We start from the raw sequence: 16,183 nt of genomic DNA, 5'->3' as shown, positions 1-16,183 counted from the left end.
TCTGGCTTTGATGCTTCTTGCTTGTCTTCAACCTTGTCAGCTTGCTTCGTCTCTGGGTCTACTTCTGCTTCTTTAGCTTCTGGCTTTGATGCTTCTTGCTTGTCTTCAACCTTGTCAGCTTGCTTCGTCTCTGGCTCTACTTCTGATTCTTTAGCTTCTGGCTTTGATGCTTCCTGCTTGTCTTCAACCTTATCAGCTTGCTTCGTCTCTGACTCTGTAGCATCTTGTGCTTCAGCCTTTGGTGCTTCTACTTCTGATGCATCTTCTGCTTCAGCCTTTGGTGCTTCTACTTCTGATGCTTCAGTTGATGCATCTTCTGCTTCAGCCTTTGGTGCCTCTACTTCTGATGTTTCTGTTGATGCCTCTTCTGCTTCAGCCTTTGGTGCTTCTACTTCTGCTGTTTCTGTTGTTGCATCTTCTGCTTCAGCCTTTGGTGCTTCTACTTCTGATGTCTCTGTTGATGCGTCTTCTGCTTCAGTTGATGCATCTTCTGTTTCAGCCTTTGGTGCCTCTACTTCTGATGTTTCTGTTGATGCATCTTCTGCTTCAGCCTTTGGTGCTTCTACTTCTGACGTTTCCGTTGATGCATCTTCTGTTTCAGCCACTTGCGCTTGTTCTGATGCAACAGTTGTGACATCATTCACATTAGTTGTCTCACCTAAATTAGTTGGGTTTTCTGCTAATTTACTCTCAATTTGAGCCTGTACATCTGCAGCTTGATCTTCAGTACCGTTACTGTTATCGTCCCCTGCCGTTGTTGCTTGTGCTTCTTTATCTGTTGTATCAGCATGTGCAATTCCAGCACTTGCACCACCTAACAAAGCCGCAGTTGCACTCAACGTAGTTACCGCCGAACTTACCCAAAATTTTCCACTTTTATACATTTTAATACGTGCCATGAATTGCCTCCGAACCAGATTTAAACCTATTTTTCTACTCAATTGTTTAATTTTATTAAATTTCTTTATTTTTTCTTAACATCATTAATACTACCGCAACCATTTAAGTGGGTCAATTCAAAAATACAAAATATAAAAATTCGTTATCCAAATGTCTCACAAATCTTTTACATGACATGTAATCGACAAAAAAACGCTAACATGCGCAGATATTACTCCACATGTTAGCGTTTAATTTTTATTCATTAATCTTTTACTTCATTAATTGTGTCGATGATTGTACCATCACGGTATTCAACCATTGCCACAGTACGATCAGTGAATTCAAGTGGCTCAGGCTTTCCAACCTTCTTTTCAGCCATTTGTTGCAATTCATCGATTGTATAAACAGGCACACCTGGAACAGACTTCAAAGTCTCTAACAAGTCCTTACGATTTGGGTTAATCGCAATACCAGCTTCAGTAACTAATACGTCCACTGAAGCTCCTGGTGTTACATTTGTTGTAACTGCAGGAACAATTGTTGCAATACGTCCACGAACAAGTGGTGCAGAAATAATGGTCAACTTTGCTGTGGCAGCATCTTGGTGTCCACCAACGGCTCCACGGATAACACCGTCAGAACCAGTCATAACATTAACGTTAAAGTCAGTGTCAATTTCTAGAGCTGAAAGAATAACAACGTCAAGCTTATCAACCATCGCACCCTTGTTAGCAGGATCCGCATACCAAGTTGCACTAATTTCTTGTTGAGCAGGATTTAGCTTCATTGAATGTGCAGCACCCTTATCGAAGTCTTGCACGTCCATGACACGCTTTACAAGTCCTTCTTCCAACAAATCAATCGTTGGCTTTGTAATACCACCCAAAGCAAATGAGGCAGTAATACCATTATCAATCATTGATTGACGTAAGAAACGTGTAACAGCTAAGGCTGCCCCACCAGAACCAGTTTGGAATGAGAAGCCATCTTTAAAGTATGGAGAGTTAACAATAACATCATTAACAGTCTTGGCAATCTTTAATTCCTTAGGGTCCTTAGTGAAACGTGTAGCTCCTGAACCAATCTTATCAGGATCTCCAACCTTATCTACCTTAACAACATAGTCAACTTGTGTTTGTTCAATTGATGCTGGTGTGTTTGGATATTCAACCAAATTGTCAGTAATCAAAACAACCTTGTCAGCATAACGCGCATCCATCAAAGCATAACCTAATGAACCGAAAGCAGTTTCACCATTCATACCATTGGCATTACCCATTTCGTCAGCATTTGGTACCCCTAAGAAGGCAATATCAATGTTGATTTCGCCACTTTCAATGGCACGGGCACGGCCACCGTGTGAACGGAAGATAACAGGATTTTCAAGGGCACCATGAGATACAGCATCCCCCAAAGTTCCACGCATACCTGATGACGTAATGTTTGTAACGACACCCTTTTCAATCGCTTCAATCACGATATCATTCATTGTATTTGTCAATGATGATGGTGCCAAAGTCAAATTCTTGTAACCATGGTCAATAATAATACACATAACCATGTTAAAGACATAATCACCCTCACGGAAATGGTGGTGGAATGAAATTGTCATACCATCTTCAAGGTTCTCAGTAACAACCTTTTCCAATGAGTCCACAACCTTATCAGTTCCTGTTGTTGCACGAACCTTAGGTGCATGCCGTTGGATTTCAGGTTGACCAAAATCAACACTTTCGAATGGCTTATAATCTAAGTCTTTCATAATTGCGTCTGGCAATTCACGATTTACACTATTTTTCACTTTGCTTTCCCCCTTCTTGTGAGTTCGCAGCTTTAACATTTGAGATGTAATCTCCAGCAGCATCAAGCAAGTGTGATGCCTTAGCTAAGCGCATAACACGTTCTGCACGCAAAACAACTGGACGGTCAACCATTTGTCCATTCATTGAGATAACACCAGATCCCTTAGCACGAGCTTCTTCAATGGCAGCAATCACGTTTTGTGCATTCAAAACTTCTTTTTCAGTTGGTTCAAAGACAGCGTTAACCATTTCGATTTGACGTGGGTTAACCAATGACTTTCCATCGAATCCAAGTTGGTGAATGTACTGAGTTTCACGATAGAATCCTTCAGGATCATCCATGTTGGTGAACACAGTATCGAATGCTGAAACGCCAGCAGCACGGGCAGCATGCAAAATTGCATTACGTGCGTATTCTAGTTCAGCACCATCTGGGTAACGGTGTGTCTTCATATCAGTTGTGTAATCTTCAGCTGATAAGGCGATTCCCATCATACGATCAGTTGATGAAGCAATCGCATAAGCATTAACAACACCCATAGCAGATTCAATAGCGGCCATAACACGGGTTGAACCCTTTTCACGACCAAATTCTGCTTCAGCTTCTTCTACTAATCCAACCAATTCAGTCATCATATCAGCAGTTTCAACCTTAGGTAAACGGATAACATCGATTCCAGCTTTAACCATGGCGCGAATATCATTCTTATAGAAAGGTGTGTCCAATCCATTAATACGAACAACTAATTCTGCATCTCCGTAGTCGACTGTTTGCAATGCTTCATAGACAAGATAACGTGCAGCATCCTTTTCAGGAAGTGAAACAGCATCTTCCAAATCAAACATAATTGAGTCTGCACCGAAAATTCCAGCATCCTTCACCATCGCTGGGTTATTTCCAGGTACAAACATCATTGTACGGCGTAAGCGTTCTTCATTAGCCATGTTTATAGTACCTCCCAATTTGGTTCGTCAACAATGTCTAAGGCACGTTGCACAGCAGCAATTGTACGTGCTTTAATGACCATATCCAAAGCCCCTTTATCAACAATCTTGACATCCGCATTGTCAATTCCATATGCGTTCAAAACTGAAGTAACAGTTGCCTTAATGGCAGTTCCATATTGCTTTGCAACATCTGAGTCCAAATCAAATTGAATCCCATTAGTTCCTTGACTAAGCATCACTTGTACATCAGATGATTCCAATGTTCCGGCCAAGGCCGTCTTCTTAATCTCCATTTTCGTTTCCTTTCTGAATACGTGCTTCCAACTCTTCCTGGTGTGAAACAATAAATTGATACGTTGTTATCGGTACGCGATTTTCAATTTTGTTGATGTCACCATCAGACAAAGCTTGACGAACCGATGTTGCTGAAATAGCATCTCCTGAACCTAATTCTTTACGAGGAATAATTTTAACAGCGACTTCTGGCGGTAATTCCCGCTGCAAAGCTTGGTTGTACAAATCAGTCGTATGCGAATAAGGTTCACTACCTAGATAACGGGTTTGTATGTGCAAATCCTCGGCAATCCAATACTTAAATAAGCGCGCATCTAATGTTGTTTGATAATCTACTACTGCGTCGGGACTTGAAATGAAATAAGCCGGAAAAGTTGCATAGCTAACCATGTAACTACCACCATTCACAACGATGACATTTTCTAAATCTTTAGTCCCAGCTTGAACTAAAGCGACACGTTCCTCAGTTTTAAATAATGAGGCATCTTGATTAACGACAAACACGTAAACCCAGTCATTTTCCTTGGCCGCCGTTTCAACTAAGTAACGGTGTCCTAAAGTAAATGGGTTTGCATTCATCACAATCCCAGCAATTTTTTCATCGGGATCCTTCTTAGGAATGGCCGCCAAATACTTTTGAATATTTGGATCACCTTTTTCCAGCAAAACCCCTTGATCAGAATCAGCTAATTTCGTAAAGCCAACATGTTCAAAACTTGTCGTATATTGTGGTTTTGTGAAAACCATGATATGAAACACACCCTGTTGTGCCAATCGACTAACCAATTCTGAAACCACCGTATTAAATCGTGATCCAGCTTCAGCACCTTGATTGCAAACGGCAATATATTTAATGACATCCCCAGCAATAGATCCCGTTCCAACTAATTGTCCATTTTCATCAAATAGACCAATTGTGTCATCAATCACATCAATCTCTTGATCAGCAAATACTTCGATTCCTCGATCAACCAAGAAATCTTGCCATTGCTTTCGTTGCATCCGATTTCTAAGATGGATATCTTGAATTTGTTCGCTCATGACATCAGTCTCCTAATATATGAAATATAAATTAATCCTTTTCAGCGAATGCTTCAATTGATTTTGAAACAGCATCTACTACGCCATCATCGAAAACACCGGGAACAACATGTGTTTCGTCCGGAGTTTCAATCATTTCTGCGAGCGCGTGAGCAATGACTGCTTGCAATTGTGCATCTACACTCTTAATTGTCGTACTTAACAAACCTTTAAACAACCCTGGAAAGGCCAAAATATTGTTAACTTGGTTAGGCCATTGTGATGACCCAGTTGCAACAACTTTAGCACCACCAGCGTGAGCTGCATCAGGATCAATTTCAGGAATTGGATTTGCTAATGCAAATACAATTGGATTTTCGGCCATACGCTCAACTTGAGCTTGTGACAAAACATTGGCATCTGAAAGGCCAATGAATACATCTTGATTATCAATCACGTCATCGAGTGTTTGTCCATCACTTTGTTCAACTAAAGTTGCCAATTGACGCTGATAATGATTGTATGAATCATCGTCAGAACGCACAACGCCATGAATATCAACCAATGTAATGTGCTTAATCCCTGCTTCAGCTAACAACTTACCTGTTGCATAACCTGATGCACCAACACCATTCAAGACAACCTTCAATTCTGACAAAGGTTTATTGACGACTTTAGCAGCGTTAATTAACCCTGCCAAAACAACGATTGCTGTTCCTTCTTGATCATCATGATAAACCGGAATATCAAGTTCTTCTTTCAATTTATCTTCAATTTCAAAACAGCGTGGTGCTGCAATATCTTCTAAGTGAATACCTGCAAATGAAGATGACAAGTTTTTAATGGTTTCGACCACTTCATCCACAGGCTTTTGTGCGATTGCTAATGGCACAGCATTAACGTCGGCAAATTCCTTATATAGAAGTGCTTTTCCTTCAATAATTGGTAAACTTGCATCTTCACCAACATTTCCCAATCCTAATACTGCTGTTCCATCACTAATAATTCCAACTAGCTTACCGCTCATTGTGTACTTAGCTTTAGCTGAAGGATCTGACTCAATCAACTTAGCTAATCCGGCAACTCCCGGTGTATAAGCCTCACTTAAATCACTACGTGTCTTAACATCAAAGTCACCCTTAATATCAAGTACACCTGTGTGCTTTTCATGAAGAGCTAACACCTTATCCATGTCTACCATGTTTGTTACACCTCTCACTAATTCATTCAAAGTTATCTCTGCTTAATAACTTTCTTAACATCTTTAATTCTAAGTCTATTTTTTAAAAATGTAAAGAATAATTTGGAAATTTTTCAAAAACAATGTGAACGTTTTTAAATTTTTTAAATAACATTTGTGTATGTAAACCGGATTTATTTTTTAATTTTTAAAAACTATCCATCTACTTTTTAAAAATTGTGTTACGCTTAAGACACTTATAAATAAAGGAGCCTGCTTATGTCAAGCGAAATTAACCACCATGAATTGCTTGCGAATCTTTCGCAAGATTATTACCTTTCACAACTATCACTTGCAGAATTGTCAGAAAAATATAGTTTAAGTCGTTATCTTGTTAATAAATATTTAGATGATGCTCGTCGTGAAGGGATTGTTTCTATTAACATTGCAGCCCCTAATCCTCGTAACCTAGAATTAGAAAAAGAATTTCAAAAAGCATTCGATATTCCGCATATCTACATTTTAAAAGATAATATTAGTCCGACTGAAACTGTTGAGAACGTTCTAAACTATTCAGCACACCAATTGGCGCCCTTGATTGCGCAAAGCAATACGGTTGGCCTAACCTGGGGTGGTACGATTTTTAATATTATTAACTACTTCCCTGCTTCCGTGTTGGAAGACGTCACTTTCACCCAATTTATTGGTGAAAATATGAAGTACAAATCTGCAGCCGGATCAATGCGCATGGTCGAGCTTGCAGCGGCTAAGTTTTCAGCTGAATATATTACAATGACTGGTCCGTTATATATTCTAAATGACGACGTTCGTAATTTGATGGCACAAGAAATTGCTGTTCAACCAGCCTTCCAAGCTGCAAAACGCATGGATTTACTTTTCACAACTTTAGGAACGCTAAGTTCGCTTAACAGTATCCCTACTTGGCAGCAAAATACCGATAAAATTTTAAAAGATATTGACCCTGATGATATTGCTGGTATGCTCTACGGGCGACCATTTGATATCAATGGTCACTTCTTGAATCTTGATAATGATAAAGTCTTTGGTCTTGATGTTGAAACTATTATGTCAACACCACGTCGCTTTGGTATTGTTAAAAGTAAGTTCAAGACTCGCGCCACATTAGGCGCATTGCGTGGTAAATTCCTAACTGATTTGGTAACAACTGAATCAATTGCACGCCGTATTTTATCTGAAAAATAAGAAAAGACGGAAATCGACTGATTTCCGTCTTTTTATTTACTTTGATTGACGTTCAATATAGATTGGACGTTTTTTACTCTCTAGATAGATTGCGGCAATATAGCGACCAACCACACCTAGACTAAGTAACTGTAATCCGCCCATAAACAAGATAATGACAACCATGGAAGGCCAACCACCAATTGCTGAGCTTGGTACAAGAATTGCTCGAACGAAAATTCCAATTGCACCAATGATTGATGCAATAAACGAAAAGACACCTAAAACTGCAATTGCTGTAAGTGGTGCTTGTGAAAAGGCCACAATACCTTCAATCGAGTATTTAAAGAGCGACCATAATGACCATGATGTCGTCCCTGAAACACGTTCAACGTTTTCATAGGCAATGTATTTCTGCTTAAAGCCAACCCATGAAAAAATTCCTTTGGAAAATCGATTATACTCAGACATACTTAAAATCGCATCCACCACTTGACGGGTCATCACACGATAGTCGCGGGCCCCATTTACCAAATGTGTATCGGAAATTTTATTAATCACCTTGTAAAACTGATCTGCAAAAAAAGTGCGAATCGGTGGTTCCCCAGTACGATTAGTACGGCGTGTTCCCACCATATCCCATTCTCCGGATACAACGCCTGCTAACATTTCTGGTAATAGTTCCGGCGGATCTTGTAAATCAACATCCATGACAACAATATAATCACCAGTTGCATGTTGCAGACCAGCATATAAAGCTGCTTCTTTACCAAAATTACGTGAAAATTCAACATAGTGAACCGCGCCTGTTTGATTACTTAAATTTTGAATGGCTTGCATCGTATGATCACTTGAGCCATCATCGATAAACCAATATTCAAACTCATAATCTAAAAGGTTTTGATGTACTGCTTCTAAAGCATCGTAAAAAACAGGTACTGTTTCTTCTTCATTAAATACCGGTACGATGATCGATAGCTTTGCCATACTTACTTCCCTACCATTTCATTCTATCAAACTGATTTATCCACAATAAGCCGTTGCTTTGCATGTACTTTTAACGACCCAAAGCTTCGAGCGCTTGCGTTTTCGGTGCAACCGCAGTCGGATAATCACTCAACACTTGTACGGCTGCCAAATAGTCTTCAACCGTAATGCTTGTCGTTGTCCGCATCAAGTGATAAATGCCACCGAATGCCCGAGAAGCAAATTGTGAATCTACCACACCATTTTTTTCATAAAAAGCATAACGACGTTCACGTTGTTCTAAATTATCTGCATCTGGTTCTTGGAATTCAGCCTCCAAGATAAAGCCGTTTTGAAAACGATTTTTCAAGGCGTCAATCACTTTAGACCCATATCCGCCACCACGTAAACTTTGATCAATGGCAAAATAAAGGATAAATGCTTTATCTTGACCCAATTCAACCCATACCATCACACCAATGGCTTGTTCATCTGCAACGATTGTATTCAAACGTAATTGTTCGCGTTCGGCTGCCAATGCTTTTAAATCAGCAAAGGGGCTACGCTCACGTTCAGGAAAAGCTTCTAGGTATATTTTTTCCCAGTATTGTTCATTTGTAATTGGTTCAAAAGTAATCATTTTTTACCTCACATTATTTTAATTGGTCATTTTATAATACTATCATTAAATTATACACGAATCGCTTCCCCTTTGCCTGAGACTAATGGTAAAATTTCTTCATATATATTACATGACAGCTCATTCAGACAAAAATCAAAAGAAGGTTCAAATGCCAAAAGCACAACAATTTATTCGTAATTTTGCAATTATTGCCCATATCGACCATGGTAAGTCGACGCTAGCCGACCGGATCATGGAAACAACCAATACCGTTAGTAATCGTGAATCAAGTGACCAATTACTTGATGATTTGGCAGTTGAACAGATGCATGGGGTAACTGTAAAGTCTCGAACGGTTCGTAACTACTATGTCGATCCAGAAGGTCAAGAATTCGAATACAATCTAATTGATACACCTGGACACGTCGATTTTAACTATGAAGTTTCACGAAGCCTTTCAGCCACAGATGGCGTGCTACTCTTGGTTGATGCTACCAAAGGTGTCCAAGCCCAAACCGTTGCTAACTATCGTTTGGCGCAAGAGGCACAATTAACGGTTATCCCAATTATCAATAAAATCGATAATCAGATGGCAGACGTTGAGAAGACACAAGCGGAATTGATTGACTTAGACGATCGTTTCACCCCTGAAAACACACTTAAAATTTCAGCCAAAACCGGTATTGGGATTGATGATGTTTTGCTAGCCATCCGTGACCGTTTGCCAGCACCAAGCGGTGATCCACAAGCTCCATTGAAGGGACTTATTTTCGATACAAAATTCGACCCTTATCAAGGCGTCTTAGTCCAAGCCCGTATTTTTGATGGAACATTAACCAAGGACATGGCTTTGAATTTCATGGCTCAAAATGTCAATGCGCAACCCAAAGAAATCGGATTCTACACCCCACTTGAAACGGAAACGCCTGCCCTTTCAGCCGGTGATGTTGGGTATATCATGACGGGAATTAAAGATGCACATGCCATTCAAGTTGGTGATACTGTTACCAGTAAAAAAGCGCCAACGGATACGCCATTCCCTGGTTATCAAACGATTGAACCGATGGTCTACGCTGGAATCTATCCACATGATGGCGAATATAAAGAATTAAAGATTGCAATTGAGAAATTAGCCCTAAACGATGCTGCTTTCCAATATGAACCTGAACAATCTGAAGCGCTTGGTATGGGATTCCGCGGTGGTTTCCTAGGTATTTTCCATTTACAAATTATTCGTGAACGTTTACAAGCCGAATTTGGTTTAGATGTCTTAACAACAATGCCAAATTCAACTTATCGTGTCAGTGTTAAAAACCAAGATAAGCCGCTTTATATTGAAAATCCAACCCAATTCCCGGACTACAATCTATTAACAAAGGTAGAAGAGCCTTATGTACGGGCTAAAATCACGGCCCCTGACAACCAACTAAATGATATTATGCGCTTAGCAGAAGGTCGTCGTGGTGTTTTGCAAGATTTGGAAACCATTGGTGATATGTTATTAATCACTTACAAGATGCCAATTTCAGAAATTGCCTATGACTTTTTCAATGAATTAAAGTCAGTTTCACATGGATTTGCAACCCTTTCAACAGAGCGTGATGACTATGATGAATCCGACTTAGTGCGTTTGGACATTCAAATTGACTATACAGCAGTTGATGCGTTAACTTTCGTGATGCACCGTTTACGTGTTGATCAATTTGCACAAGAGATTGTTCAAAAATTGACTGAATTAGTCCCTCGTAAATTACAACAAATGCCCGTACAGGCTGTTGTCGAAGGTCGTGTTATTAGTCGTGGAAATATCCCACCATTACGTAAAGCAGCTGCTTCATCAAGTAAAACTTCAAAGAAGCAGCAACAAATGCGTCGTCAAGGACAAAAGAATCAAGTTGAATTACCACAATCTGTCTTTGATGCCATCCTTGATATGAATCGTCATTAATATGCTTGGAGATATCTATGAATAATTTATTTACATTACGTCAACTTTTCCAATTAAGTGGTCAAGCGGTTGCCAGCGCTTTAAATATTAGTCCTGAAACGCTTGTTGCTTTTGAGCGTGGGGACCAAATGCCCACAATCGCTCAATGGCAACAATTATCTGAATTTTACTCAGACCAATTTCATGTTGACCAAAGCCAAGCTGATTTAGTTGAACCCATTCATTTTCGCTTAAGTGTCGATTATTTGATGAATATCGGCATCACCTTAACTGACTTAACAGCAATGAAATGGTATTTTGACAATACGCGACCTGAGTTAGGTTCGCTTGCTGTTACGCTATTTAATGTTGATACGCATGCCATTGAACGCGTAACGACCGAGCTTCCCGACGTCCTTGAGGATTTTGCGGGCTACTTGTTGCTCAATCATGATGGTAGCTTGAATCAATTTATTGATGAACGCAACGAAAATCACATTAGCGATTGGCGAATTCTACTCTACAAAGATACAGACAAATATGTCGATATTACAGATATTGTCAGCTATTTCACTGACTTACCTGATTTCACACGTATTTAAAAAACAAAAAAGCGAAGGCTAATAGCCTTCGCTTTTTTTGCACCATTTATTTCTTTAAGACAAGGCGCTGATAAATTAAACTCGTTAAAATATAATATCCCCCATAAATACCAAGTACCAGCATCAAACCTAGTGAGAAACCACTATATGGATCTGGCATGATTGGTTTAAAAATTTGCATCCCCATCGTTGCATCCATTAAACCAATCAACATTGGAATAAAGAACAATATGCCCACATCCTTAAATGCCGTTAAACGTAATTGCTGTGGTGTCGTCCCAATCATCGCTAAAATTTCATAGCGACGACGATCTAAGCTCACATTCGATAATGTTTTAAACATCAAAGTTGAAGCAAGCATAATCAAAAAGGCAATTCCTAAGAAAATACTCATGAACTCCAAACCACCAAAAATTGTCTTCAAGGTAATCAAGTTACCATATGCACCTGGTATCATTTCATCCGGATTCGACATATATGCCTTTTCATTTGCAGCCATTTTCTTCAAGACGGATTCATTCGCCTGTAAATCTTTCACCTTCACCAATTTAATGATTTCTTGCTTCCCCGCTGGCAATTGATTAACTAACTGCACGTCACTACCAAAAGGTACCCCCGTGACATAATTTGCAAGTGTGCTTAATGTATACGCATCTTCTGGATGATTAACATCCACTGTTGTTTGCTTAGGCTTGGCATCTGGCTGACCATTTTGCTGATAGACCAATGTTGGCACTTGCGCCTTTTTTACACTATCTTTATTAAAATAAACTGTTTGGTCTTTTACAACATAATCTAATTGCGCTTGATAAGTCACATCTTTCAAATCAGCAAAGTCTGTTTTGGGATTCTTAGTCGCTAAAGTCAAAGCATCGTTTTCAACGGCTTGCTTAGGCAACGATACATAATATCCCTGTCCCACACTAATTGCCCCTAATGCAAGGCCAAACAATACAGCAATCATGGTTAGAATCCGTTTATATTCGTCTAATCGAAAACGTAACTGCCCATTAATGAAGTTTCGTAATCCTTTTTGACCAAACTCTGACTTACCAATCCAATACGTCACTAAGCCTAAAGTTTGTCCGACAAATAAATAAGTCCCCGTAACATTTAAAATCAAATCAACCGTTAACCCGATCATTTGCCATTGAACAACTTTTGGCATAATCGCATAGCTTGTCCCCAGCAAGATAATCCCTAATAAACCTAAAATCAATTGGCGCTTTGGATTGACCTTTTTCGCACTAACGACATGATCAGCTTGTAGTAAGGTTAAAGTATCTAAGCGCATTAAGCGCCAACGATTATAAAGCCCATTAAACAAAAAGATGAGTAAGAAAAATCCAATCGTCACAAGCACTACTTTAGGTGTACCCACACTCCAATGTGAGAGTTTAATGCCAATCGACTGCATTAAAGCTTGTCCACTCAACTTGGTAATACCCATTCCCACAAACACACCTAAAATTGATGAAATCAAACCTAACAGTAATGTTTCTCGTAATAATAGACTCCCAATTTGATGCTTCGTAGCCCCCAACATCGATAATAGTCCATAGTCTTTTTGTCGTAGTCGAACCAAAAAACTATTCGCAAAGTTTAGATAGACAAAAGTAATCACGCCTAGCAAAATTTGTCCGAGTACAAAAACAAAGACAATCATTTTCTGCGTCATTGTTGATAAACTACGCAACAGTTCTTCATTCATCGCAATATTGGTAAACATGTAAAAAATGGCCACTGCAATGGTCGTTCCAATCAGCAACACACTATAATCACGCCATTTTTGTCGCAATGCTTTAAATGCTATTTTATTTAACATCTGACAAATCCCCCATTATTCTTCAAAATTGCCTAGTTGTTGCAAAATTTGTTGATAAAAGCTTTCGCGACTTTGTGCCCCTCGCACAAGTTCACCCGCAATTTCACCATCATTCAAGAACAAGATTCTTGATGCAAAACTAGCTGAAAACGGATCATGCGTCACCATCAAAATTGAAATTAGCTTTTCTTGATTAATCTTTGTCAGATATTGCATCATCTCACGGGCGTTTTCTGAATCCAAAGCCCCGGTTGGTTCATCACCAAAAATCAATCCTGGTTCATGTACAAGCGCACGGGCCGCCCCCACACGTTGTTGCTGTCCCCCTGATAATTCTGCTGGATATTTATGACGGAGTTCTTTAATATTCAATAGCTCACTCACCACTTGAACCCGCTCTTGAGTGAGCTTAGGTGCCTTCTTTTGTAAATTAAGTGGTAATGCAATATTTTCCGCCACTGTTAAACTTTCAATCAAATTATAATTTTGGAAAATGAAGCCCATATCCTGACCTCGAAATTTAGCCATGTCTTTATCATTCATTGCTAGAATATCCTGCCCATTGATGGTTACCGAACCTGAAGTCGGTTGCATCAAAGTTGATAAGATATTTAATAACGTCGACTTTCCAGAACCTGATGGTCCCATGATTGCCAAAAACTCCCCATTTTCAACAGTTAATGACAAATCATTCAAAACCGGTTGCGCCACATGCGCTCCTGATTGATAAGTCTTCTTAATATTTTTTGCAAGTAATATTGGTTGTACCATAATTTCCCCTCTTTCGCTTCGAACTATAATATTATTCGAATAACTTTATTGCACGAATTATATTACCATACGACATATAATACTACAAGCGACTAAATAAAAAAATATTTCAAAAAAATGACAAAAAAACTGTGCGACTACTTATACATCAGTAATCTCACAGTTTTTATTTTTAATTATTTAATTGTCCAGCCACCATCAATCGGCACGGCCTGGCCTTGAATATAACTTGCTTGCGGACTGGTTAAATATAGACTTAAATTAGCGACTTCCTCAGGCTGCGCCCAACGTTGTGTAGGTGTTGTTGCAGCAACTGATTTTGCCATTGCACCATCCCCTGCAAAATCCGCAGCATTCATCGGTGTCTCAATCGCACCTGGTGCGATTGCATTTACGCGTAACCCTTGGCCTGCATAATCCAAAGCCAATTGGCGCATCCACCCAACTAATGCATGCTTTGAAGTCGTATAAGCGGCGCCACCACCACCAGCAATCAAACCAGCAATGGACGCCATATATAGAATTTGTCCGTGTTCTTTTTCAAGTAAGCTTGGCAACAAAGCCATTGTGATTTGAATCGGTGCATACAAATTCACTTGCATCACCTGCTGAAAAAGCGCTTCATCTTCTTCAAGTGCCGGTTGAAATGCATCTAAGATACCCGCTGTGCTTAAAAAGATGTCTACCGCTAACAAGGCATCCGACATTTGATGCAACCATTGCTTAACTGAATTTGCATCTACTAAATCCAATTCAAATTTAGACAAAGCTTGATGTTCTAAACGAATCGGTTGCTTATCCACTGCAATCACAGTGGCCCCAGCATCTAAATAAGCTTGCGTTTGGGCTTGCCCAATCCCTGAAGCAGCACCTGTAATCAGGACCGTTTGCCCTGTATAATTTTGATCAATCATTTTTATGCCGCCAAATCAATTCGTTTGTTAATAAAGTAAATCACGATTGCCCCCAATACCAATGAGACAAATTCACCTAGCATAACCGTTCCATACGTTGCCCAGAAAGGTAACCCAGCGAAGAAATACAATTCTACGGCCACACACCACATCATCAATGTATCCACAACTGTGCTAATCGCCAATCGCTTCACCACAGATTTAACATGCCGTGTGAGATAGTAACTGATGGTCAACATTGCAAATGTTCCCAGTGTGCCAAAGACCATATCAATCACCCCTAATGATGATTGCGTATTGGCAATGAATACACCGACTGAGATTGCTAGAATATAGCGTTTATTGAATACAGCCAGATGGTTCAACCCTTCCGAAATACGGAATTGTACGGCACCGAAGGCAAATGGCGAGACCATCAAAGTTAGCACCACATACAAGGCCGCCACGACCCCCATCATGGTTAATTCATAAACACGTTTTGAATTTTTTTGCATCTTAAAAAGCTCCTAGTTTTTTTGCGTGGGATGGTTACGAACCACGTCCCTTAAATATACCATATTGATGTCATTTTTCCAGCAGGGAATTATCAAAATACGATTGCATCCTTCGTATAATGAGATTAAAATAGCGACTATTATAAATAAAGAAGGTTAATTATTAAATGACTGATTTTAAGACCCTATTAAAGATGAACAGCTTTTCATCTGATGCTGATGCACGAAAATTAGCAGCTGAATTACTTTTAACGCAATACAATTTTGAACTACAATGTGTGCAAATGTCTGATTCTGTAAACTTTGCACATAATGGAAAAGGGTGTACGATTGCGGCTTCAAAAATTTCAGACAATGTCACCATCTTCCAAAATGTCACAATTGGTGCGAACCAAACTTTTAACACGCGTTTAAATCAATGGAAAACCTTGGTAATCCGGTCATCGGCAAAAATGTTGTGATTGCTGACGGCGCCAAGATTGTTGGCCCTATTATTATTGGTGATAATTCTGTTATCGGTACTGGCGCAATCATCACGAAAGATGTTCCTGAAAATAGTATTGCGTTTGGCGTTAATAAAATTAAGCCTCGTGATAGCGAACATGATCCAATTTTCAACCCGAATATGCCTGGTCGCGATGATATCTTATCGGCCTGCGATGATGTTATCAATCGTTACAACCATCCCCTGTCTTAATCCCAAAAAGCACTTAGTTGGCGCAACTGCCGACTA

Annotated in this window: 17 protein-coding genes and 1 riboswitch; of the genes, 5 read left to right on the top strand and 12 right to left on the bottom strand. The window is 39.5% G+C overall.

Features of this window, described 5'->3' with window-relative positions:
- From IV67_RS04540 to IV67_RS04515, 6 genes are all read right to left on the bottom strand, one after another.
- Positions 1-899, bottom strand: an 899-nt coding sequence (locus tag IV67_RS04540; protein ID WP_201782727.1) for a KxYKxGKxW signal peptide domain-containing protein, incomplete at its 3' end; no start/stop codon positions are given.
- Between the two features lie 245 nt (positions 900-1,144).
- The gene (citF, locus tag IV67_RS04535; RefSeq protein ID WP_057787565.1) at positions 1,145-2,683 is read right to left on the bottom strand and encodes a citrate lyase subunit alpha; all 1,539 of its coding nucleotides are present in this window, start codon (positions 2,681-2,683) and stop codon (positions 1,145-1,147) included.
- Positions 2,673-3,629 (bottom strand): citrate (pro-3S)-lyase subunit beta, encoded by a 957-nt coding sequence (gene citE / locus IV67_RS04530; protein WP_057787563.1) that lies wholly within the window; start codon positions 3,627-3,629, stop codon positions 2,673-2,675. The genes citF and citE overlap by 11 nt, the downstream gene beginning before the upstream one ends.
- A 2-nt stretch (positions 3,630-3,631) precedes the next feature.
- Positions 3,632-3,925, bottom strand: a complete 294-nt coding sequence (citD, locus tag IV67_RS04525) for a citrate lyase acyl carrier protein (RefSeq protein WP_057787561.1) — start codon at positions 3,923-3,925, stop codon at positions 3,632-3,634.
- A complete protein-coding gene (gene citC / locus IV67_RS04520) occupies positions 3,915-4,967 on the bottom strand; it encodes a [citrate (pro-3S)-lyase] ligase (protein WP_057787559.1) in 1,053 nt (350 codons plus the stop codon). Before citC ends, citD begins: the two co-directional genes overlap by 11 nt.
- 31 nt (positions 4,968-4,998) lie before the next feature.
- Entirely contained in the window at positions 4,999-6,147 is a 1,149-nt protein-coding gene (locus IV67_RS04515) for an NAD(P)-dependent malic enzyme (protein ID WP_057787557.1), read from the bottom strand.
- A gap of 252 nt (positions 6,148-6,399) precedes the next feature.
- Between IV67_RS04515 and IV67_RS04510 the strand changes: the two genes are divergently transcribed.
- Entirely contained in the window at positions 6,400-7,350 is a 951-nt protein-coding gene (locus tag IV67_RS04510; RefSeq protein WP_162261080.1) for a sugar-binding transcriptional regulator, read from the top strand.
- A gap of 36 nt (positions 7,351-7,386) precedes the next feature.
- Here IV67_RS04510 and IV67_RS04505 read toward each other — a convergent pair whose 3' ends face one another.
- Positions 7,387-8,316: a glycosyltransferase family 2 protein gene (locus IV67_RS04505; RefSeq protein ID WP_057787553.1), complete on the bottom strand. Its 930-nt coding sequence runs from the start codon at positions 8,314-8,316 to the stop codon at positions 7,387-7,389.
- Between the two features lie 70 nt (positions 8,317-8,386).
- Entirely contained in the window at positions 8,387-8,935 is a 549-nt protein-coding gene (locus IV67_RS04500) for a GNAT family N-acetyltransferase (RefSeq protein WP_057787551.1), read from the bottom strand.
- 151 nt (positions 8,936-9,086) lie between these two features.
- Here IV67_RS04500 and lepA point away from each other — a divergent pair, with 151 nt between their 5' ends.
- The gene (gene lepA / locus IV67_RS04495) at positions 9,087-10,865 is read left to right on the top strand and encodes a translation elongation factor 4 (RefSeq protein ID WP_057787549.1); all 1,779 of its coding nucleotides are present in this window, start codon (positions 9,087-9,089) and stop codon (positions 10,863-10,865) included.
- Between the two features lie 17 nt (positions 10,866-10,882).
- The gene (locus IV67_RS04490; protein ID WP_057787547.1) at positions 10,883-11,446 is read left to right on the top strand and encodes a helix-turn-helix domain-containing protein; all 564 of its coding nucleotides are present in this window, start codon (positions 10,883-10,885) and stop codon (positions 11,444-11,446) included.
- Positions 11,447-11,492: 46 nt separating this feature from the next.
- On the opposite strand, the gene IV67_RS04485 is transcribed toward IV67_RS04490, so the two are convergent.
- The 4 genes from IV67_RS04485 to IV67_RS04470 all read right to left on the bottom strand — a co-directional run bounded on the left by IV67_RS04485 (position 11,493) and on the right by IV67_RS04470 (position 15,450).
- Positions 11,493-13,271 carry an FtsX-like permease family protein gene (locus IV67_RS04485; RefSeq protein WP_057787545.1) on the bottom strand — a complete coding sequence of 593 codons (1,779 nt, stop codon included), beginning with the start codon at positions 13,269-13,271 and terminating at the stop codon, positions 11,493-11,495.
- A gap of 15 nt (positions 13,272-13,286) precedes the next feature.
- Positions 13,287-14,042 carry an ABC transporter ATP-binding protein gene (locus IV67_RS04480; RefSeq protein ID WP_057787543.1) on the bottom strand — a complete coding sequence of 252 codons (756 nt, stop codon included), beginning with the start codon at positions 14,040-14,042 and terminating at the stop codon, positions 13,287-13,289.
- Between the two features lie 176 nt (positions 14,043-14,218).
- Positions 14,219-14,956 carry a 3-oxoacyl-ACP reductase gene (locus IV67_RS04475; protein ID WP_057787541.1) on the bottom strand — a complete coding sequence of 246 codons (738 nt, stop codon included), beginning with the start codon at positions 14,954-14,956 and terminating at the stop codon, positions 14,219-14,221.
- Between the two features lie 2 nt (positions 14,957-14,958).
- Entirely contained in the window at positions 14,959-15,450 is a 492-nt protein-coding gene (locus IV67_RS04470) for a QueT transporter family protein (RefSeq protein ID WP_057787538.1), read from the bottom strand.
- Between the two features lie 6 nt (positions 15,451-15,456).
- A riboswitch (PreQ1 riboswitch) is annotated at positions 15,457-15,501 on the bottom strand.
- Between the two features lie 116 nt (positions 15,502-15,617).
- Between IV67_RS04470 and IV67_RS09480 the strand changes: the two genes are divergently transcribed.
- Positions 15,618-15,911, top strand: coding sequence for an LbetaH domain-containing protein (locus tag IV67_RS09480; protein ID WP_236698251.1), 294 nt, complete (start codon positions 15,618-15,620; stop codon positions 15,909-15,911).
- Positions 15,869-16,147: an LbetaH domain-containing protein gene (locus IV67_RS09475; protein WP_236698250.1), complete on the top strand. Its 279-nt coding sequence runs from the start codon at positions 15,869-15,871 to the stop codon at positions 16,145-16,147. The genes IV67_RS09480 and IV67_RS09475 overlap by 43 nt, the downstream gene beginning before the upstream one ends.
- Positions 16,148-16,183: the final 36 nt, after the last annotated feature.

It is taken from the genome of Weissella minor (assembly GCF_001437425.1).
Taxonomy (GTDB): domain Bacteria; phylum Bacillota; class Bacilli; order Lactobacillales; family Lactobacillaceae; genus Weissella; species Weissella minor.
The sequence above is the reverse complement of the archived record's forward strand: the minus strand, read 5'-3'. Positions and strand labels throughout refer to the sequence as shown.